Raw genomic sequence first — 22343 nt, 5'->3', positions numbered from 1 at the left:
CATGGTAGTAGTATCGTTGCCTTCACCAAAGATCCCAATTGTTAATGACAAGATCTTCGGGTGGTACACGATTAAGTATAGGATCATTAGAATGATTGAACAATACTATTGTTTCTATTAAAATGATTACTAAAACCAATGATTAGAGGTGAATTTATGGAGATTCGTCAAATGGAAAACTTTATTACAGTGTGTGAGGAGCTTCATTTTACACGGGCAGCTGAGAAACTTGGCATATCTCAACCTACGTTGAGTCAACAAATACGTGGGTTAGAGGATGAACTTGGTGTTCCTTTGTTTGACCGTGTCGGCAAAAAAATTGTGATGACCCAGGCAGGCACTCTGTTTCTGGAGCACTGTGTACAGATGATCCGGCATTTACAGAATACCCAAGATGCGTTGGCTGAATTTCGCAATGATCAGCGGGGACGATTGGTTATTGGTGTTCTTCCATCCGATTTGGATTACCGTATCACTCCGCTGCTCGTTGATTTTCATGCTCGATTCCCCAAGGTGCAATTGAAGGTTATCTCTTCGATCTATGTCGTAAATCAAGTGTTGGAAAATGAAGTCGACATCGGCATCGAGATCACGTCTGCCCCTGATAGGCGGCTTATGCGCATTCCTTTGTGCAGTGAAGAATATGTACTCGTCGTTTCCGAGAATCATGATTGGGCTGAACGAAGCACAATTGAAATTCAGGAGTTACGTGATATCCAAACGGTGATGTTCCCCGAAGGATTTACGGGCAGAGAATTGGTCGATGGCTATTGCCGTAAATATGGATTCACCCTAAATACCATCATGGAGACCAGTTCGGCAACCTCCATCATTAGCTTGGTCAAAGCCAACGTCGGAGGAACACTGCTGCCTTATCCTCTGATCAAAGCCATGAATGAGCCCACGCTACGTTGCATCCGAATTACAGACGATCCGCCATACCGACACTTTGAGATTATCCATCGCTCCGACCGTTACCTGACGCAATCGGCCAAGGCATTTATTGAGAAAACAATCGAGTATTTCAATCAAAGGTGAGATTAAAAGGAGGATATTGAAATGATAATAAGAGAAGTTGGTTTGTTGACACATCAAATTGATGCCATAAAGGAGTTTTACGGTACACTACTGGAATTGGAGCTTGTGGAGGATAGTGCAACATGCGTTTCATTTCGTGCGGGGAACTCGGTACTATCTTTCAAGAAGGCGGCAGAACAAGAGAAGCCCTACTATCATGTAGCATTTACGATTCCAACGAATAAACTTGCTGATGCAAAAAGGTGGGCTCAAGACCGTAACATTCCGTTGCTCTCCAAAGATGGACAGGATGAATATTATTTCCCCTACTGGGATGCAACAGCCTTCTATTTCTATGATCCAAGCGGCAACTTGATGGAATTTATCGCTCACCATTCACTCGATAATGCAGTTGATGAAGCTTTCGAAGCGAAGCATCTGTTATGTATTAGTGAAATCGGTCTACCTGTCGATGATGTTCCTGAGACAATGAACACATTGAATGAGCATTATCAACTTGAACCATTTGCCGGGGACGGAAAACAATTCTCCCCCACCGGTGATGCAGAAGGCATGTTTATTGTCATTGATAAACAGATGCCCTGGTTCCCAGACGGGCGTATGCCTGGTGTATTTGCTACAGAGGTAAAGGTGGAAACTGGGCAGCCCGGTAATCTGCGTATACAGGACGATATGTATACGATTGAATCGATATGATGTAAGAACGTACTGAATGAAAACCTCAAGAGGGACTTCCGGCTTAATACTTACCAAAACCTTCCTCACACGTGATATCCGATTTAAGAATTTCGTACAGATTTTGTTTGGAATTCTCTAATTGTTTTTGTGTTTCTTCAATTTCTGATATTTTCGCTTGGATAATGCTTGCTTGATCATTACTTGAAAACCCATGTTTAGAGATCATAGATTGGATCTCATGGATCGTAAAACCAACAGCTAAACATTGTTTGACCACGTCCAGATGCTGAATAATGCTCTGCGCATATATTCGATAGTTATTATGATCTCTCAGCATATGTTCATCCGGGATAATACCTATTTTCTCGTAGTAACGAATCGTGGATATCGGAAGGTTTACATGGTTCGCTACTTCACTAATCTTCATATGGATTTCCCCCGTTTCTTCTTCTTGCTATAAAGTATACTTCATAGTTTACAATCCTCATAGTGAGACAGATGGAGATATAATTTATACCCTACTCTCACCAATATAGATATGAGGAGAGATTTCAATATGAACACAATTACCGGTCAATTCAACAAAACAAATGATTTTGATAACATCGTCTTGGAGCGCCATTCCGTTAAAGTCTACGACCCTGAAGTGAAAATCAGTCGCGAGGAGATGACCGAAATACTGGCGAAAGCTTCCCGTGCCCCTTCGGCCATTAACATGCAACCTTGGCGTTTTCTTGTTATCGACAGTGCTGAAGGCAAAGAGAAGCTTGCACCACTGGCCTCTTTTAACCAGACACAGGCACTAACGTCTTCCGCTGTCATTGCCGTGTTTTACGATGCCTACAACGTTGAATACATGGAAGAGATTTTCAGCAAATCAGTGGAACTTGGATACATGCCACAAGACATCATGGATATGCAGATGCAGCAGGTACAACCTTATTATGCGAACATAAACGCATCCGAACTGCGTGACATGAACCTCATTGACTCAGGCCTCATATCCATGCAACTCATGCTCGTTGCCCGTGCTCATGGCTATGATACGAACCCTATGGCTGGTTATGACAAAGGTCAGATCGCCGAAGCGTTCGGCCTGGATAAAGAACGGTTCCAGCCCGTGATGTTGATCTCCATAGGTAAAGCAGCAAAAGATGGCTATCCTTCCTATCGTCTCCCGGTTGAAACGATTACAACTTGGGCGTAACCAACAGCTACTCTCAAGACTAAAATGACTATGGATGATGCTATAGTAAATACTAAGTCTGAAAAATAGATGAAAATCACTGTGCATCCCATAATACCAGAGTACTCATCCTATATCAGTTAAAGGCCCTCATTATAATAGCCTCATACTGATTTGGACATAGGAACATTAATTATACGTTCATAAACAAAGGGTCCTGATGACAACTGTCATCAGGACCCTTTGTTACATAACTTAAATACTTTTGTCAGGTGATAAAAAAGTCGTGAAACCACCACAAATTTCCATTACCACTTTTTCTCAATATACCGAATGTCGCATATAACGTGCTTAAATGATCCATCTTCACCCAAGCCGGATAAAGGATTAGAAAATAATATCAATAGCCTCTAGCTCATCTTGCTCCTGTTCGGATTGGCCGTTCAGAGAAATATCCTTGAGCAGCACCGAAGGCTGTTCGCAAATTTGGGTGATGATCACGAGCAGGTCCTGAGCGAAATTGTCGATCAGATTGCGCGTAAACAACTTGGTTGCATATTCAAACTGCCCGTTCATTCCCTCATCCAGCAACGAAATGACCAAGGTAAGGTCAAACTGGGAAACCGCATGCGTTTCTGGATAAGATTCGATCTGGATATCCCCGAAGCTTTGAACGTTATCTTCCTTCGTTTCCAGCGCAAACATGACATCGAATACAGGATTGCGGCTTTGATCGCGCGGCACCTGCAGCTTTTTCACAAGTTCTTCAAACGGATAATCCTGATGGTCGTAGGCCCCCAGCATCGTTTCTTTGACTTCGTTCAAGTAAGCGAGGAACGTCTTCTCCCCGGATGGATAATGGCGAATCGCCAACGTGTTGACAAACATTCCGATGAGCGGCTCCAGGTCAGCATGTGTGCGGCCCGAAACCGGTGTGCCTACAATGAAATCTTCTTGTCCCGAGTACTTGCTGAGCAGGATGGAATAGGCAGCCGATAACACCATATATAGGGTAGCACCGTTCTCATCGGCAATGCGCTGTAAGCTTTCAGTCATCTGCTTGTCGATACTGAAAGGCAACACATCTCCCTCAAAGCTGCGAGCGGCAGGTCTGACAAAGTCCGTAGGCAACTCAAGCGTTGGCAGTTCGCCTTCCAACATGTCCAGCCAGTAGGCTTCCTGGCGTTTCAGCCGTTCTTTTACAGGTTCGGACTGCTGCCAAGCGGCGAATTCCTTGTATTGAATCCGAAGCGGTTCCAGTGTCTCACCGTTATACAGGCGCAGCAGCTCTTCGATGAAGATACCCATAGACATGCCATCCGTGACGATATGATGAATGTCCAGCATAAGCAGATGACGTTCCGCTTCCCATTCAACTAAGCCCACACGCAGCAGCGGCGGCCGCTCCAAATCAAAGACACGTACAAAGGCATCCGCAATGCTTTTAGTTTCACTTTCCGTCGCTTTTGTATACTCGACGGCAAACTCTAAGTCCGAATAAACCCGTTGTACCGGTTCACCGTCGACCATTTCGAAGCCAGTTCGCAAAACTTCGTGACGAGCGATTAATCCTTTGAGCGCCGCCTCGAATTGATTCTGCTCCAAGCGCCCGACGAGAACCGTCATGCCGGACATGTTGTAGCTAAGCTCGGCACCTTCCATCTGCTGCTGGATGTACAGCCGTTTTTGCACAGAGGAAAGCGGATAATACTCCCTTTTATCCAGAACCGGAATGGAGAGGAATTCCTGCTGCTCCAATCGGCTAATCACTTCAGCCATCGCTTCAATAGTCGAGTACCGGAATACATCGCGCAGTGGCAGGTCCACGTGCAGCTCCTTGTGCACCTTGCTGACCAGCGTCGTCGCCCGCAGCGAGTGACCGCCGAGGTCGAAGAAGTTGTCCGTCACACCAATCGTAACTGACCCAAGCACGTCCTGCCAGATGGAGACCAATTTCGTCTCCAGATCGTTGCGCGGCGCCACGTATTCGCGCCCTGCACTTGCTCCCTCTTCCGGCGCCGGCAACGCTTTCCGGTCGATTTTCCCGTTTGGTGTCAGAGGTAAATGCTCCAACTCCACGAAGTACGACGGGATCATGTAACCCGGCAGCTCGCTGGAGATCGCTCGTTTCAGATCGGCCGCCGTCAGTTCGATATCCGTTGTGTAATACGCACACAGCGCCTTCTGACCGTTCGCATCACTTCGAACCAGCACAACCGCTTCGCGTATACCTACCACCCGCAGCAGCTGCGATTCGATCTCACCCGTCTCGATCCGGTAGCCCCGGATTTTCGCTTGATTGTCGATCCGGCCGATGAAATCCACGTTTCCGTCCTCCATCCACCGCGCCAAATCTCCCGTGCGATAAAGTCGCTCACCTACGACAAACGGACTATCTACAAACTTCTCTTCCGTCAGCTCTGGACGGTTCAAGTACCCGCGTGCCACACCGACTCCGCCGATAACCAATTCGCCCAGCACGCCGACTGGAACAGGATTCAGATGTGCATCCACGATGTAAAACTTCGCATTTAACCACGCTTTGCCAATCGGCACATGGCCTGTCTGCGGCAGTTTCTCCAACTCCTCGTCATAGAAACTGGAGTCGATTGCTGCTTCCGTCACGCCGTAGGCGTTAATGATGCGGAATGACGGGCCGAACCGTTCCTGCAAGGTACGGTAATCTGCCACACTGCAGCTGTCCGAGCTTGTGATCAATAGCTCCATATCGCTTAATTCCAACCCCTGCTCATGCACGTACTCCATGAACGGCACGATCAGTGCCGGTGTTGATTCAAAAATCGTCACTTGCTCCCGCTCTATCCAGTAGTGCAGACGAGACGGATCGATCCTGTCGTCCTTCGGTACAATGACCATAGTACCGCCGTTGTATAACGTCCGCGCAATGTCACCCACGAACACGTCAAACGAGAAGCTGGCGAGCTGCAACAGCCTTACCGGAAACTGATCCAACCGATATTCCCTTCGGTAGCCCGCCGCCGTGTTCACCAGGCTGCGGTGCTCAATCATCACGCCCTTCGGCTTGCCCGTCGTTCCGGACGTGTAGATGACATACGCCAAATCCTCCGGACGGGCTTCATGGAAGCTGTCCATACCGACAACATCAACATCATTTGGATAACTCTCGCCACCACCGTTCACAGCCCCCGTTAGCTTGCCGTTGACTGGATCGGGAGCACTGCTGGAGCCTTGGCCGAAGTCCATTGGCGCATTGCTTCGTTCCTCGTTGTACGACGCTTCATCGTCGAGATACAGCACCGTCTCCAGTGCCAGTTCCTCTTCACCGAGCCAGGATTCGGCACGCTCTCGCAGCGGCGTTTGCGTCAGTAGCACCTTCGCTCCGCTGTCTTCGAGCATAAACCGCACGCGGTCTGCCGGATAATCCGGGTCGAGCGGTACATAGGCCCCGCCCGCTTTCCAGACGGCCATCACGGCCACCAGCAGGTCCACCGAGCGCTCGGCGAGAATGCCAACAATCTCCTCACGGCCAATGCCGCTTCCGCGTAGCGTAGCCGCCAAGCGATTCGCCCGCTCGTTCAGCTCCGCGTACGTTAGCCGATCGTTCTCGTATACGACGGCTTCCGCTTCCGGCGTGTGTTCCGCCTGTTCCTCGAACAGTCGATGGAACGCTACCACTGGAGCCTCTTCCGGCTGCGCAGGATTAAACGCGCCGACAATCTGCTCTTTTTCCTCTGCCGTTAACAAGTTCAGCTCGGCAATAGTCGCCGACGGGTTGCGGAGAATGGATTCAAGCAATTGCAAGTAGTGGGCAGCCAACTTCTCCATCGTTTCGGTTTTATATAGAGCCGTGGCGTATTCAAACAGATATTCCAAGCCGTCCTCAATCTCCGTAACGTCCAAGCTGAGATCGAATTTGGAAACAATTTCTTCGCTGGCATACGTCGACAAATGAAGGCCCGGAAGCTGGATTTCCACATTTTCTGTATTCTGCAAAGCAAACATCGTATCAAACAGTGGATGACGGCGTAAATCACGAGCCACGTTTACCTTATCCACCAGTTCCTCAAACGGATAATTCTGATGTTCAAAAGCACTCAGCGTTGTCTCCCTGATTTCCTTCAAGTAGTCAAGGAACGTCTTACTGGCAGCCGGGTAACTGCGGATGGCCAAGGTATTAACGAACATCCCGATCAGCGGCTGAACGTCGCTATGATTTCTGCCCGCAATCGGCGTCCCAACCACCACGTCTTCCTGACCTGAATATTTATGCAGAAGTACTTTATACGCCGCAAGCAGAACCATGTAAAGCGTTGCGCCGTTCTCAGCTGCAAGCCGTTTCAGACCTTCGCTTTTCTCAATATTCATAAACAATTGCAGCGTGCGGCCCTCGTAGCTCTGCATAGCCGGGCGCGGATAGTCCGTCGGCATTTCTAGAACTGGCAGTTCTCCGCGGAACATGTCAATCCAGTAGGCTTCCTGCTTGGCAAGCTGCGTTTTCTGCTCGTCCGATTGCTGCCATACTGCATAATCTTTGTACTGAATGCGGAGTGGCTTGAGCGGCTCCCCGCTGTACAAGTGCACGAACTCTTCGATCAGTACGTCCATTGAAACGCCGTCAGATACGATATGATGTGTATCGAACATCAGGATGTGCCGGTCCGGCGCGAGTTCAGCAATGCCCACCCGCAGAAGTGGCGGCTTCGCTAGATCAAACGCACGAACGAATTGGCGCACCGTTTCTTCCGCCTGCTCCTCGCTGATCTGCACATATTCCACCTGGAAGGTGACTTCTTCGTAGATCCGCTGAACTGCTTCGCCTTCAACCATCTCAAAGCCAGTACGTAGCGTTTCATGACGAGCTACAAGCCCGCGGAACGCTTCTTCAAACCGCTGCCGGTTGAGCTGCCCTTCGAGCAGCATAGCTCCTGGTATGTTGTAGCTCAGCTCGCCTCCTTCCAGCTGGTTCAAGATATAGAGACGTTTCTGCGCGGAAGAGAGAGGATAATACTCGCTAGGTTCTGCAACCGGAATAGCCGTAAACGAGCCGATCTCCAAACGCTCCATAGCCACAGCCATTTCCTCAACTGTCGAGTAGCGGAATACGTCGCGAAGCGGGAATTGGGCGCCCAGCTCCTTATGCATTTTGCTGACAAGTGTTGTCGCCCGCAGGGAATGTCCACCGAGGTCGAAGAAGTTGTCCGTTACGCCTACCTTCTTCTCCCGAGCAAGCACTTCCTGCCAAATGGCGGCCAGTTTTACCTCCAGTTCGGTGCGCGGCGCCACGTATTCGCGGCCTCCGCCTGCTCCCCCTTCCGGCGCTGGCAGCGCCTTCCGGTCAATTTTCCCATTCGGCGTTAGAGGCAATTGCTCCAGTTCGACGAAATACGACGGAATCATGTATCCCGGCAGTTCGCTGGAGATCGCACGTTTCAAATCTGCCGCCGTCAAGTCTTTTTCCACTGTATAATAAGCGCACAACGCTTTCTGCCCATCTTGATCTTCCCTGACAACAACGACTGCTTCCTTCACGCCACCTACACTCAGCAGCTTTGCTTCGACTTCGCCCGTCTCGACCCGGTAACCCCGGATTTTTGCCTGGTTATCGATCCGGCCGATGAAGTCCACGTTGCCGTCTTCCATCCACCGCGCCAAGTCTCCCGTGCGATACAACCGCTCACCAGCGGTGAAAGGGCTGTCTACAAACTTCTCTTCCGTCAGCTCTGGACGGTTCAAGTAACCGCGTGCTACCCCAACGCCGCCGATAACTAGCTCGCCCAGCACCCCGACCGGTACGGGATTCAGATGTGCATCCACGATGTAAAACTTCGCATTCAACCACGCTTTGCCAATCGGCACATGGCCTGTCTGCGGCAATTTCGCCAACTCCTCGTCATAAAAACTGGAGTCAATTGCCGCTTCCGTCACGCCGTAGGCGTTAATGATGCGGAATGACGGGCCGAACCGTTCCTGCAAGGTACGGTAATCTGCCACACTGCAGCTGTCCGAGCTTGTGATCAATAGCTCCATCCCGCTCAACTTTAGCCCTTGCTCGTGCACGTATTCCATAAACGGTACAATCAGCGCCGGCGTTGATTCAAAGATCGTCACTTGCTCCCGCTCTATCCAGTAGTGCAGACGAGACGGATCAATCCGGTCGTCTTTCGGTACAATCACCATCGTGCCTCCGTTGTACAACGTCCGCGCGATATCGCCCACGAATACGTCAAACGAGAAGCTGGCGAGCTGCAGCAGCCGCACCGGGAACTGATCCAACCGATATTCCCGTCGGTAACCCGCTGCCGTGTTCACCAGGCTGCGGTGCTCGATCATTACACCCTTTGGTTTACCCGTTGTTCCCGACGTGTAGATGACGTACGCCAGATCCTCTGGACGGGCTTCATGGAAGTTGTCCATACCGACAACATCAACATCATTTGGGTGACTCTCATTACGGTCGTTCACAGCACCCGTCAGCTCGCCGGAGACCAGACCTGAAACCATGCTGGAGCCTTGGACGAAGTCCATTGGTGCATTCGCTCGGTCTTCGCTGTATGATGTTTCGTCATCGAGATACAGCACCGTCTCCAGTGCTAGTTCCTCTTCGCCAAGCCAGGATTCGGCACGCTCTCGCAGCAGCGTTTGTGTCAGCAGCACCTTCGCACCGCTGTCTTCCAGCATGAACTGCACGCGGTCCGCCGGATAATCCGGATCAAGCGGTACATACGCCCCTCCCGCTTTCCAGACGGCCAGCACGGCCACCAGCAAATCCACCGAACGCTCGGCGAGAATGCCAACAATCTCCTCCCGGCCGATGCCGCTTGCACGCAGCGTTGCCGACAGGCGGTTCGCCCGCTCGTTCAGCTCCGCATACGTCAGCCGATCGTTCTCGTACACGACGGCTTCCTCTTCCGGTGTGCGCTCCGCCTGTTGCTCGAACAGTCGATGGAACGCTGCCACAGGAGCCATTTCCGGCTGTACCGGATTAAACGCGCCGACAATTTCTTCTTTTTCCGCCGCCGTCATAAGCTCTAACTCATTTACACGAACATTCGGATTAGCCGCAACCTGCTCCAATGCACGGGTAAAATGACCGTGTATCTGCCTGATGTCATGCTCTCTGAACGTCAGTGCATTGTACGTAAACCGCAGCAAAATATGCTCTTCCGGAATGACGGTAATGTCCAGGTCGTAGTTCGTTTGTTCTGGCGATTGGATATTAGCGATTTTCAGCGCTTCTTGTCCTCCGCCGACAACCTGCTCAATCTGTTCTTCCATCGGATAATTTTCAAAGACCATAATATGGTTGATCAAGTCGCGCTTTTGCTCGCTCAGCGACTGAATTTCGAACAGTGGGAACGTTTCGTAAACTCCCGATGCCAGCGCTTGATCCTGGGTTTTTCTCAAAATATCGGCTACCGTTTCCTCGGCTTTACCTTGAATACGGACCGGGATCGTATTAATAAACAGGCCAATCATGCTTTCGATGCCCGGAATTTCCGCCGGACGCCCGGATACAACGGAGCCGAATACAACATCCTCGCTGTTGTTGTATATCTGTAGAACCAGTCCCCATACAGTCTGCATAAACGTGTTGAGTGTCACCTGCTGCTGGCGCGCCACACGCTCAATTTGCCCAGTCAGTCCTTGGCTGAGTTCCACATCGATTTCAGCCATTTCAAAAGCATGCTGTTTCAGCTGCGTTCTCTCCTGCGGCAGCTTGGTCTGCTGATCGTAACCCGCCAAATACTCCGACCAGTAATCCGAAGCTTTCGCTACATCTTGAGCTTCCAGCCATTCGATATACCGGGAGTACGAGGTAACCGGAGGAAGCTCTATCGTTCGCTTCTCCTGAAACGCAAAGTAAGTGTCGAACACTTCCTTGATCATGAAGGACATGCACCAACCATCCATCAAAATGTGATGATGACTCCAAATCACATGGTAAGACTCGTCGCCTGTGCGCAAAACGGTCACACGCATAAGAGAGTCTTGGGCCAAATCAAACTTGTTCGCTTTATCCGCGCTTACAAAATCGGCTATTGTCTTCTCCGGGTGTTCATCTCTTGCCAAGCGAATATCTTCAAAATACACTTCACACTTCCGCTCGCGGAATACCACTTGAATCGGCTCGTCTCTCCAGCCGGTAATAAAATTGGTCCGCAGCGCCTCATTTCGCTGTACCAGCGTATCCAATCCGCGAGTGAAGGCTTCCACATTCAGGCTTCCGTACAGATCAAAGGTCACCTGTTCGAAGTAAGCTTCCGAATCGGCATCCAGCAAGCTGTGGAACAACATCCCTTTTTGCAGCGGAGTCAGGGTATATACATTCTCCAGTTCGCCCAGTGCCGCCGTATGTTCGGACAGCTGCTCCAGTTCCTCCACCGTCATATCTTGAAGCAGTACGTCACTAGGAGTAAGCTCCGGCCGCTCTTTGGATACGCAATGGCTGATGACTTCACGCAAACTCGATTGAAGCAGGGTGCCCAGGCGCTCAACCGTCTCCCGTTGATACTGGGTTTCCCCATAACGGATCGTGAGTTCCAACACGCCTTCCGACACCATACCGTTGATATCGAGGACATAATCCATCACAGCATTTGGGCTTGAATCGGAGCCCGGACTGAACGGAGATGGCTGCGAGCCACTGCTTTCGTAATCCTGATCGAACTGACCCAAATAGTTAAAACTGATCTCCGGCTCCAAAACGAAGCTCTCTCCGTCACGCGGCGCCGACAAATAACGCTGGATGCCGTAGCCGATTCCTTTGTTCGGAATGCGACGCAAGTTTTCTTTCACCTGTTTCACCTGATGACCGAGTGCCTGAGCGTGACCCAGCTTCAGAACAACAGGGAATTGGCTTGTAAACCAACCTACCGTGCGCGTAATGTCCACATCTGGCAAAAGTTCTTCCCGGCCGTGGCCTTCGAGATTCACCAGCACGCGTTCCTGACCGCTCCAAGCTTGTACGGAGAGGCCCAGCGCAGTAAGCAGCAAATCATTCATTTCCGTATGGTAAGCACGGTGAGCCTGCTTCAGCAGCTGTTCAGTTTCGTCCGCTGTCCATCGAACGGTTACGAGCCCGCTGTCCTTCAGCTTGGATCTGCCTTGTTCAAAATCTTTTGGAATCGGCTCATAGGCCAATTGCTCGATATACTGCCAATACGCTCTCTCGCTTTCCATCGCCGGCCCGTTCGCATAATCAGCGAGCTGTTTCGCCCACGTTTGGAATGAATCCGTTTTGAGCGGCAGACGAATCGGCTGCCCTTGCAGCGCCTGCTCATAGGCGGCAGCAAAATCCTCAAGCAGAATCCGCCAGGATACGCCGTCTACGACCAAGTGATGGATTGCGATAAGCAGATGGTCGCCGTCGTCGCAGCGGAACAAGTCAAGCTTCACCAGCGGACCGTTTTCCAGATCGATGCTCGCTTGAATGTCATTTGCCTTAGCCTCTACCGCTTCTTTCACGTCGCGGACTCCCTTGAAATCGACAACCTCCAGATCGAACAGTACTTCGTTCTCCCCAGCGCCTCGGTTCCAGGCGGTATAACCATTCTCGGTTTGACGATAAACCGTACGAAGAGCATCGTGATGCACGATAAGCTGACGCACCGCTTGGCGTAAAGCTTTTTCATCAAAGCCTTGCTTGGAGAACTGCATGAATGCCTGATTGCTATGATGCACATCGGCCGGATTTTGTTCAAAGAACCAGCGCTGAATTGGAGTCAGGATAACCTCTCCCGTCACTTCGGCCTGGCTTGCCGTTCTCTCCGCCGTTTGCAACCGCAAACTAAGGGTGGAAATCGTCGGGCAATGGAACAAATCTTTCATGACCAGCTTGTACCCCGTTTGCAAAAGACGAGAAGATACCTGTAAAGCTTTAATTGAATCCCCACCAAGCGCAAAGAAATTATCCATGGTGCCAACCTGATCCACGCCTAACACTGACTGCCAGACCAACGCGAGTGCTTTCTCGGCAGGAGTACGCGGCGCCGTGTATGCAGCCTCGGCACGAATGCTTCCTTCCGGCACAGGCAACGCTTTACGGTCGATCTTGCCGTTAGGTGTAAGCGGCAGTTGATCCAAGCGCATGATGCGCGAAGGCACCATATGAGAAGGCAGTACGGCGTCCAGATGGGCCACAAGCCCTTCCAGATCAAAGCTGGAATCCACTACAACATACCCGCACAAATATTTCTGCCCCCGCTCGTCCGTCCGGTCGATGACAAGCGCTTGACGCACCTCGGCAACATTTTTCATGGCCGCTTCAATCTCACCAAGCTCGATCCGGTAACCGCGAATTTTCACCTGATTGTCGATTCGGCCGATGAAATCTACGTTGCCGTCCGGCATCCAGCGAGCCAGATCACCCGTCCGGTACAACCGCTCCCCAGCGGTGAACGGGCTATCTACGAATTTCTCCGCCGTCAAATCCGGGCGGTTCAAGTAACCGCGGGCCACACCCGCTCCGCCGATAACCAGCTCGCCAAGCACCCCGATCGGCACCGGCTTCAGATTTGCATCCACGATGTAGAATCTGGCGTTAAGCCACGCTTTCCCGATTGGCACGCTGCCCGTTTTCGGCAACTTCTCAATCGGCTCGTCATAGAAGCTGGAGTCAATCGCCGCTTCTGTTACGCCGTAGCTGTTAATAATACGGAACTGCGAGCCAAAGCGCTCCTGCAAGGTGCGGTAATCCGCTACACTGCACGCATCCGAGCTTGTGATCAGCAGCTGCATCGAGCTAAGATCCAGATCCTCGGCATACACATGCTCCATGAACGGTACGACCAGCGCAGGAGTTGATTCAAACACCGTCACGGCGTAGTCGCGAATCCAGCCATAGAGGCGGTTTGGATCAATCCGGTCTTCCTTCGGCACGATGACCATCGTGCCACCGTTGTACAGCGCCCGTGCAATGTCACCAACGAACACATCAAAGGAGAAACTGGCAAGTTGCAGCAGCCGGATCGGGAACTGATCCAGACGGTAGTCCCGCCGGTAGCCCGCCGCCGTGTTCACCAAGCTGCCGTGTTCCACTGCCACGCCCTTCGGACGGCCCGTCGTACCGGAGGTGTAGATGACGTAAGCCAGATCACCTGGCTTGTTTACATTTACCGGATTTGATGCGAGATCCGCCGCTTGTACGTTCTGCTCAGCTTCTGCCGTGGCAGATGTTTCGACAGCAGCCATTGCCACTTGCACCAAAGCCTCCGCCTCCGCGCCTGCTTCGCCTAAAGCTTGTAGGCCCACAGCCGTTTCTGCCGCGCTGAGGCTGTACGCCGCGACGTCATCAAGTGCAAGCACCGTTTGCAGCGTTAGAGCTCCATCGCTGCGCCAAGCTTCCGCCTGCTCCAACAGGCAGGTCTGCGTAAGCAGCACCGATGCACCGCTATCCGCGAGCATATATTCGATCCGCTCCGCTGGATAGTCGGGGTCAAGCGGTACATAAGCGCCGCCAGCTTTCCATACGGCGAGTACCCCAATCAACAGCTCCGCTGAACGGCCGGCCAGAATGCCGACCACCTGTTCCGGCTTCACCCCGCGTGCCCGCAGTACATACGCCAAACGATTCGCTTTGGCGTTCAGCTCCGCATACGTCAGCTTGTTGTCTTCGTAGACAACCGCCAGCGCTCCCGGAGTTCGCTCCGCCTGCTCCTCGAACAGCTCGTGGAACGTACTCTCTCTCCAAGACTCCTCTGCTTCCAAACCTGTATCCTCTGTGGCGGATTGCTTTGCAAGAGCCGAAGAAGACACGTCAAACCCAACCAATAAATTATCCTTTTCGCTGTCTGTTAACATGTCCAAATCTGAAATCTGCGCACCCGGCTGAGCCAGGATCGACGCCAAAAGTTGCTCGTAATGACCCGCCAGCCGTACCATCGTTTCCTGTTTAAACAACGAGGTAGCGTACTCGATCTTGCAAACCAACTCGTTACCCTCTTCCACGATATCCAAGCTAAGATCAAATTTCGCCGTCTTTTCCTCGATGTCAAACAGCGACCATTCCAGGCCTTCCAGGGTTAAATCCAGGCTTTCGTGCTTTTGCAAAGAAAACATGGTATCAAACAGCGGATTCCGGCTTAAATCCCGGCTCACCTGAAGAGCTTCTACCAGCTCCTCAAACGGATAGTCCTGGTGTTCGTAGGCTCCAAGCGTCGTTTCCTTCACTTCCTGCAAGTAATCCATGAACGTCAGCTCTGCCGTCGGACCCAAGCGAAGGGCCAGCGTATTGACAAACATGCCGATAATCGGCTGCAAGTCGGCGTGAGAACGAGCGGCAATCGGAGTACCGACCACGATATCTTCCTGTCCCGCATATTTATGAAGCATTACGGAGTACGCAGCCAGCAGAAGCATGTACAACGTCGCCCCCGAATCGCTGGCAAGCTGTTTGAGAGCTTCACCTTTCTCCGCATCTAGCCTAAACGTGAGCGTTTGACCGTCAAACTGCTGAACGGCTGGACGGGAGTAATCAAGAGGCAGCTCAAGAACCGGAAGCTCGGAGCTGAATACCCCGCGCCAGTATTCCTCCTGTAGTTTGATGCGTTGACGCTGTTCCTCGGATTGCTGCCAAACGGCGTAATCCTTGTATTGAATCCGCAGCTCCGGCAATTCTTCCCCATTGTACAGCCGCACGAATTCGCGTAGCAGCACATCCATGGAAAGGCCGTCGGAAGCAATGTGATGCATATCCAGCGCGAGCAGGAATTTTTCTTTCTCCAATTCAATCAACAGGGCGCGCAGCAAAGGCGGCTGGGTCAAGTCAAAAGGCTGAATGAAGCCTTCTAGAATGGCTGCAACCTGATCTTCGCTTGCTTGAAGCTTCTCGACCTTGAAAGCGACGAGTGGATGAATACGCTGAATCGGCTCCCCATTCACAATTTCAAAACCAGTGCGGAGCATATCGTGCCGGGCCATCAAAGTAGTCAGCACATCTTCAACTTTGGCCTCGTTCAAAACCCCTTCCAATTGTAAGGCGCTTGGAAGGTTATAATTCAGCTCCAAGCTATCCAGCTGGTGCAGGACGTATAGCCTTTTTTGTGCAGAGGAAACCGGATAATATGCTTTCTCTTCCGCTTTTGGAATCGAGCTGTGCTGCGATTCTTCCAAGCTGGCAATAGCCCCAGCCATCGACTCTACCGTCATATAGCGGAACACATCGCGCAGCGGAAGTTCAACGTTCATTTCCTTCCGAATTTTGCTGACAAGGTTTGTAGCCCGCAAGGAATGCCCTCCGAGCTCGAAGAAATTGTCCAGGACTCCAATGCCGGAGTAACCCAGCACTTCCTCCCAGATTTTCACAAGCTGGTACTCCGTAAGGTTACGCGGCGCTACGTATTCGACGCCCGTTTGCAAGCCGCCTTGAGGCTCCGGCAGCGCTTTGCGATCCACTTTGCCGTTGGACGTCAGCGGCATGCGTTCCAGCTGCACGAAGTACGACGGGATCATGTATCCCGGCATTTCCTGGGCCAGCAAGTTTCTCATTTCGCTGACCGTCAGCGTCCGGTCCGCCACAAAGTAGGCAACAAGCGCCTTTTCGCCCCCGTTGTCCTGACGGGCGAGCACCACCGCTTCTTCCACGCCCTCCACGTTCAGAAGTTGTGTCTCAATTTCGTCCAACTCGATCCGGTACCCGCGGATTTTGACCTGATGGTCGATCCGGCCGAGGTATTCAATGTTGCCGTCCGGTAGCCAGGCCGCCAAGTCACCCGAACGGTACAGTTTCTCCCCCTCCGCAAACGGCGAATCAACAAACTTTTCCGCCGTCAGATCCGGGCGATTCAGGTATCCTCTCGCCAGGCCTTCCCCGGCTACGTACATTTCGCCTGCTACCCCGATCGGAACAGGACGACGGTTTTCATCCAGAACGTACACGCTCAACGTCGGGATCGGCTTGCCGATATTACTCTTCGCCGCCTCCATCTCGATCCATGTGATTTCCTTATACGTCACGTGAACCGTCGTTTCGGTAATACCGTACATATTGATCAGTTTTGTCTCCGGATACTTCGTCTTAAAACCCTTGAGCAACAGCGGGCTGAGCGCTTCGCCGCCGAAGATGACGTTGCGAATCCTCAGATCGTACGGATGGTCCGCTAAAACCTCACGCAGCAGTTGGTAGAAATATGTTGGTGTCTGGTTCAAAATCGTGACCCGTTCGCGGCTCAGCAGTGCCAGGAACTCGGCCGGATTTTTCGCCGTAAGCGGCGGTACGATAACCAGCTTTCCTCCATTCAGCAGCGCTCCGTACATCTCCCAGACTGAGAAATCGAAGCAGAACGAGTGGAATAACGTCCACGTGTCGGACGACCCAAAGTCGAACAGGTTCTTGTCGTTGAACAAAAGGCGCACAACGTTTTTATGCTCGATCAACGTGCCTTTGGGTTTGCCGGTCGTTCCCGATGTGTAGATGACATAAGCCAAGTTACCCGGCCCGGAAATCGGCTCTAGATTCGAAGCGTCCAGCGCACCAGCGGAGTCCGCCCCTTTGTCGACCCAAACGAAATCGTCCAATTCAAGGCGCGTTCCTGCGAAGTCGGTCTTCTCATGCAAATGCTTTTGAATCAGCAATAACGGTGCGCCCGAATCCTCAATCATGAAGCGGATGCGTTCCTCCGGGTAGTCGGGATCAACAGGCACGTAGGCTCCGCCCGCTTTGAGAATCGCCAGAATGCCGACGACCATATCAAGCGAACGTTCGGCCAGAATCGCTACCAACTGATCCGCTTCGACTCCTGTCTCCCGCAGCTTACGCGCAAGGCGGTTGGATCGCTCGTTCAGTTCGTGGTAGCTCAACTGCCGCTCATTCATGACGGCGGCCACGTTATCCGGGTAAAGCTTCGCCTGCTCTTCGAACAAGCCATGAATCGTCTGCTGACGCGGGTAGTCTGCCTCCGAATCATTAAAACCGCGCACCAGTTCACGGATTTCCTGCTCCGTTAGCATTTCCAGTGAAGCAATATCCCCTTCCGGCGCTGTTGCGATAGTTTCGAGTAGCTTGTCATAATGTCTGGCGAACCGCTCCGCAGTCTCCTGTTTATATAAAGCAGTAGCGTACTCCAACCGGCATTCGAGCTGACCATCCAGCTCCGAAATATCCAGAAGCAGCTCGAACTTGGACGTTCGGTTTTCCAACGGATAAAACGATTGCTCCAGCCCCTCGATGACAATTTGCTCATTCTCCGTATTTTGCAGGGAGAAGAACGTATCAAAGAGCGGATTCCGGCCGGTCGCGCGCGGAATGTGAAGACTTTCCACCAAATCTTCGAACAAATAATTTTGGTGTTCAAAAGCCCCGAGTGTGATTTCCTTCATTTCTTCCAGGTACTTAAGGTACGGCTTGGAACGCTCCGGATGGCTGCGAATGGCAAGCGTGTTGATAAACATACCTACGATTGGCTGCACTTCTTCTTGCGTTCTTCCGGCAATCGGCGTTCCCACGATCAGATCTTCCTGACCCGAATATTTATGCATAAGGATCGAGTAAGCAGACAACAGCACCATGTACAGGGTCGTGCCCGTCCGTGCGGCCAGTTCTTTCAGCTTCTCCGTCCGTTCTTTCCCAATATCAAACTTCACGGTCCGGCCGTCAAAACTTTGCACCGCAGGCCGCGGGAAGTCCGTCGGCAGTTCCAATACAGGCAGCTCGCCCGACAGCTGTTCCAGCCAGTACTCCTTCTGCGGCTGGATCAACTGCCCGTAGGCTTCGGAATGCTGCCAAACGGCATAATCTTTGTATTGAATACGCAACGGAGCCAGCTCCTCACCCCGATACAGACGGCTGAACTCGTCGAAAAGCAATGCTGTCGAGATGCCATCCGAGACGATATGGTGCATATCGAACAGCAGGATGTGGCGATCCTCGGCGACTTCGATCAGGCCGATGCGAAGAAGTGGTGGCTTGGTCAGATCAAACGGGTGATAGTATGCTTCCACCACTTGGTCCACTTCTCGCTCGCTCGCCTGGAAATAATCTACAGCAAACTCCACCTCGTCATAGATGCGCTGCACAAACTCGCCTTGAACCTGCTCGATCCCGGTACGCAGTGTCTCATGGCGCTGAATCAACGCCCGGAACGCGTACTCTACGCGCGTGCGGTCCAGCTTGCCTTCGAGAAGAAGCGCCGCCGACATATTGTAGCTACGCTCGGCCGTGTCAAGCTGGCGCAGGACGTACAGACGCTTTTGCTCGGATGAAACCGGATAATACTCGGCCTCTGCCGCCTTTGTAATCTCATACGTCTCCTGCTGCTTTAAACCGCCGATTCTTTGGGCCAGCTGTTCGATCGTGGTGTAGCGGAAAACGTCCCGCAGCGGAACCTCGACTTGCAGCTCTTTTCGAATCTTGGAAACAAGCGCGGAGGCCCGCAAGGAATGACCACCCAGGTCAAAGAAATCGTCTTGGACTCCAACTCGCGCAACACCCAGCACCTGCTGCCAAATAAGAGCAAGTCTTGTTTCCAGCGTTGTGCGAGGAGCCACATACTCACGGCCCGCTTCTACCTCTCCGGTCGGTTCAGGCAGCGCTTTACGGTCAATCTTGCCATTTGGTGTGAGCGGAAGCTGATCAAGAGACACCAGCCGGGTCGGAACCATATGCGCAGGCAGCTCTTGCTTCAATTGGGACAGCAGATCGCTCAGCTGCAAGGAAACATCCCCCGCCACGTAACCGCACAAATACTTTTGCCCCTGCTCATCCGTACGGTCAGTCACCACAGCCTGCTTGATCCCCGGGAAACGCAACAGGGCCGTTTCAATTTCGCCGAGTTCGATCCGGAACCCGCGAATTTTCACCTGATAGTCGATCCGGCCGATGAAGTCAACGTTGCCGTCTTCCAGCCAGCGGGCCAAATCTCCTGTCCGATACAGACGTTCGCCGGACACAAACGGGCTGTCTGCAAACTTCTCGGCGGTTAGGTCCGGACGGTTCCAATACCCGCGCGCCACCCCGGCGCCGCCGATGACAAGCTCACCCGGAACCCCTACAGGAACCGGCTTTAACCCGGCATCGACAATGTAAAACCGGGCGTTCAGCCAGGCTTTGCCGATCGGCACATGACCCAACGATGGCAGCTTGTCCAGCGGCTCATCGTAAAAACTGCTGTCAATGGCCGCTTCGGTAACGCCGTAGCTGTTGATGATGCTGAATTGTCCGCCGAATCTTTCCTGCAGCAATCGGTAATCGGTGACACTGCAAGCATCGGAGCTGGTAATCAGCAGCTGCATGGAGCTAACGTCTAGCCCTTCTTCATAAATATGCTGCATGAACGGTAGGATGAGCGCAGGTGTCGATTCAAATACCGTAATGTTTTGGTCCCGAATCCAGCCGTATAAGCGGTTCGGATCAATCCGGTCATCCTTTGGCACAATTACCATCGTGCCTCCGTTATACAGCGTCCGCGCGATGTCTCCAACAAACACGTCAAACGAAAAGCTTGCCAGTTGCAGCAGCCTCACCGGGAACTGATCCAACCGGTACTCACGGCGGTACGCATCCGCCGTATTCATGAGACTACCATGCTCAATCATGACGCCTTTTGGGCGTCCCGTCGTACCCGAGGTGTAAATCACATAAGCCAAGTCTTGCGGGGCACTATCAGCAGATTCAAATTCCACGGCTGCTGAGGTATCCCCGTTATACATCTGTTCATCGTCCATCGCATAGACAGCTTGAAGCTTCAGCCGGTCATCAGCCAACCAACCTCCGGTCCCCTCCAACAGATGACGCTGCGTAAGCAGCACCGATGCTTCGCTATCGCTGAGCATGTACTCAATACGTTCCGCCGGATAATCGGGGTCCAGCGGTACATAAGCTCCGCCAGCTTTCCATACAGCGAGCACACCGACCAGCAGTTCCACCGAACGCTCCGCCCAGATCCCCGTAATCGTCTCCCTTCCCACGCCCTGTTCACGAAGGAGCGAAGCCAGACGCTCGGCGTGTTTGTTCAATTCGCCGTAAGTCAGCTTTTTGTCCATGTAAACAACTGCCGGGTGATCCGGAATGTCTCGGGCAAACTTTTCGACATACCGATGAAACGCTATTCCCTCGTTCAGTGCTGCCACCGGCGGGTTAAACACTTCCAGAATTCGGCGTCTCTCCTCATCGCTCAGTAGAGAAATCTCGCGTACCCGCAGTTCGGGAGTCTCAAGAAACTGGTCCAAAACGGTTACATACTGTTCTATAATGCGATCAATCTCGGTCGTCTCGAACAGGCCGGTACGATAGGAAGCATGGAGAATGACATGGCCTTCATTCAGCATATGGTCGAAGCGCAGCAGTAAATCGTCCATCTCGTGCCTAGCAAAGTGAGCCTCCAGACGTACCTTGATTTCTTCGTACTCCACGATTTTCAAAGGCAGATATTCCAGAGACGTGCGGAACAGCTCCGAAAGATCGTTGCGGCCGTGTTGTTCACGTAAATCCTGGATCAATTGGTTATAAGGATATTTCTGATGCCGCAGATCCGCCGTATTTTCCTTGGAAACCGTTTGGATCAAGGAAAGCACGGACCCATCTGGATTCAGACTAATCCGCGTAGCTACGGTGCTAACGAACATACCGATCGTATCTTTTTCCTTCTTGCTGGTGCGATTGGCAAAAACCGTGCCTACCGGCACATCGGTGCTGTCGGTCAGCTTATACAATAAAACGTACATGGCGGACAAAAATAACGTATATAAACTGACCTGATATTGTTCGCTAAAAGCCAGAATGCGGTCGTAGCGGGAAGCATCCAAAGTGATTGAACGTTTATTCGATTCGCTGCCAATCGAGAATGGCGGAACCGATTTAATGCCGCTCGTTTCAGGCAAAGTGTTGTACTTGGTCAGCCAGTATTCCTTGCCTTTTTGATAACGCTGCGATTGCTCATATTCATGTTCAGTTGAAATATAATCCAGATAGGAAGGGGCCTGGTAACTGGTGAAGATGCCTTTGCGCAGTTCCAGGTATTTTTCCATCACCGCATGCAGCAAAGCAGTGACGGACAAACCATCGGCGATGATATGATTTACAGTCAAATTAAGCCATACTTGGCCGTTCGCAAAATGGATCATCGTAAATTGATAGAGGTGTTCGTCGAACACGCTGGCCGGTTTTTCGGTTACTTCTTTCACCCAAGCATAGAATTGTTCGGTCGTGCCTATTTCGAGGTGGCTTATCCGCGTTTGGACATTCTCCGTCTCTTCGAACCACTGCGTTGGATTTTGCAAATCCCCGCCAATGCGGATTCGGAAAGCATCATAGGTTTTGACAATCTCTGCCGCCGCTTGCTCCAGCAGCTTGGTGTCGATCTCGCCCGTAATCTGGTAGGTCGCGGAAAGCATCGTGATGGATGTGCCCGGATTCATAATTTCCATGAACCATATCCGGCGCTGGGCTTGCGTTAATCCATATTGCTTGTTCGTATTCTCTCTCACATCGACACACTCCCGTATTAGAGATTGTTTGTAGTTAGGC

Annotated in this window: 5 protein-coding genes; 3 read left to right on the top strand and 2 right to left on the bottom strand. The window is 51.9% G+C overall.

What is annotated here, in order from left to right:
- Positions 1-156 precede the first annotated feature (156 nt).
- Positions 157-1038 (top strand): LysR family transcriptional regulator, encoded by an 882-nt coding sequence (locus tag MHI14_RS03880; RefSeq protein ID WP_341129906.1) that lies wholly within the window; start codon positions 157-159, stop codon positions 1036-1038.
- Positions 1039-1059: 21 nt separating this feature from the next.
- On the top strand, positions 1060-1734 hold the full coding sequence (locus MHI14_RS03875) for a VOC family protein (protein ID WP_341129905.1): 675 nt from the start codon (positions 1060-1062) through the stop codon (positions 1732-1734).
- A 43-nt stretch (positions 1735-1777) separates the two neighbouring features.
- Here MHI14_RS03875 and MHI14_RS03870 read toward each other — a convergent pair whose 3' ends face one another.
- Complete coding sequence (locus MHI14_RS03870; RefSeq protein ID WP_165980421.1) at positions 1778-2143, bottom strand: MerR family transcriptional regulator; 366 nt, start codon at positions 2141-2143, stop codon at positions 1778-1780.
- Between the two features lie 129 nt (positions 2144-2272).
- Here MHI14_RS03870 and MHI14_RS03865 point away from each other — a divergent pair, with 129 nt between their 5' ends.
- Positions 2273-2923: a nitroreductase family protein gene (locus MHI14_RS03865; protein ID WP_091038400.1), complete on the top strand. Its 651-nt coding sequence runs from the start codon at positions 2273-2275 to the stop codon at positions 2921-2923.
- Positions 2924-3289: 366 nt separating this feature from the next.
- Here MHI14_RS03865 and MHI14_RS03860 read toward each other — a convergent pair whose 3' ends face one another.
- Entirely contained in the window at positions 3290-22303 is a 19014-nt protein-coding gene (locus tag MHI14_RS03860; protein ID WP_341129904.1) for a non-ribosomal peptide synthetase, read from the bottom strand.
- Positions 22304-22343: the final 40 nt, after the last annotated feature.

The sequence above is a fragment of the Paenibacillus sp. FSL K6-2393 genome (assembly GCF_038002545.1).
Lineage (GTDB): Bacteria > Bacillota > Bacilli > Paenibacillales > Paenibacillaceae > Paenibacillus.
The sequence above is the reverse complement of the archived record's forward strand: the minus strand, read 5'-3'. Positions and strand labels throughout refer to the sequence as shown.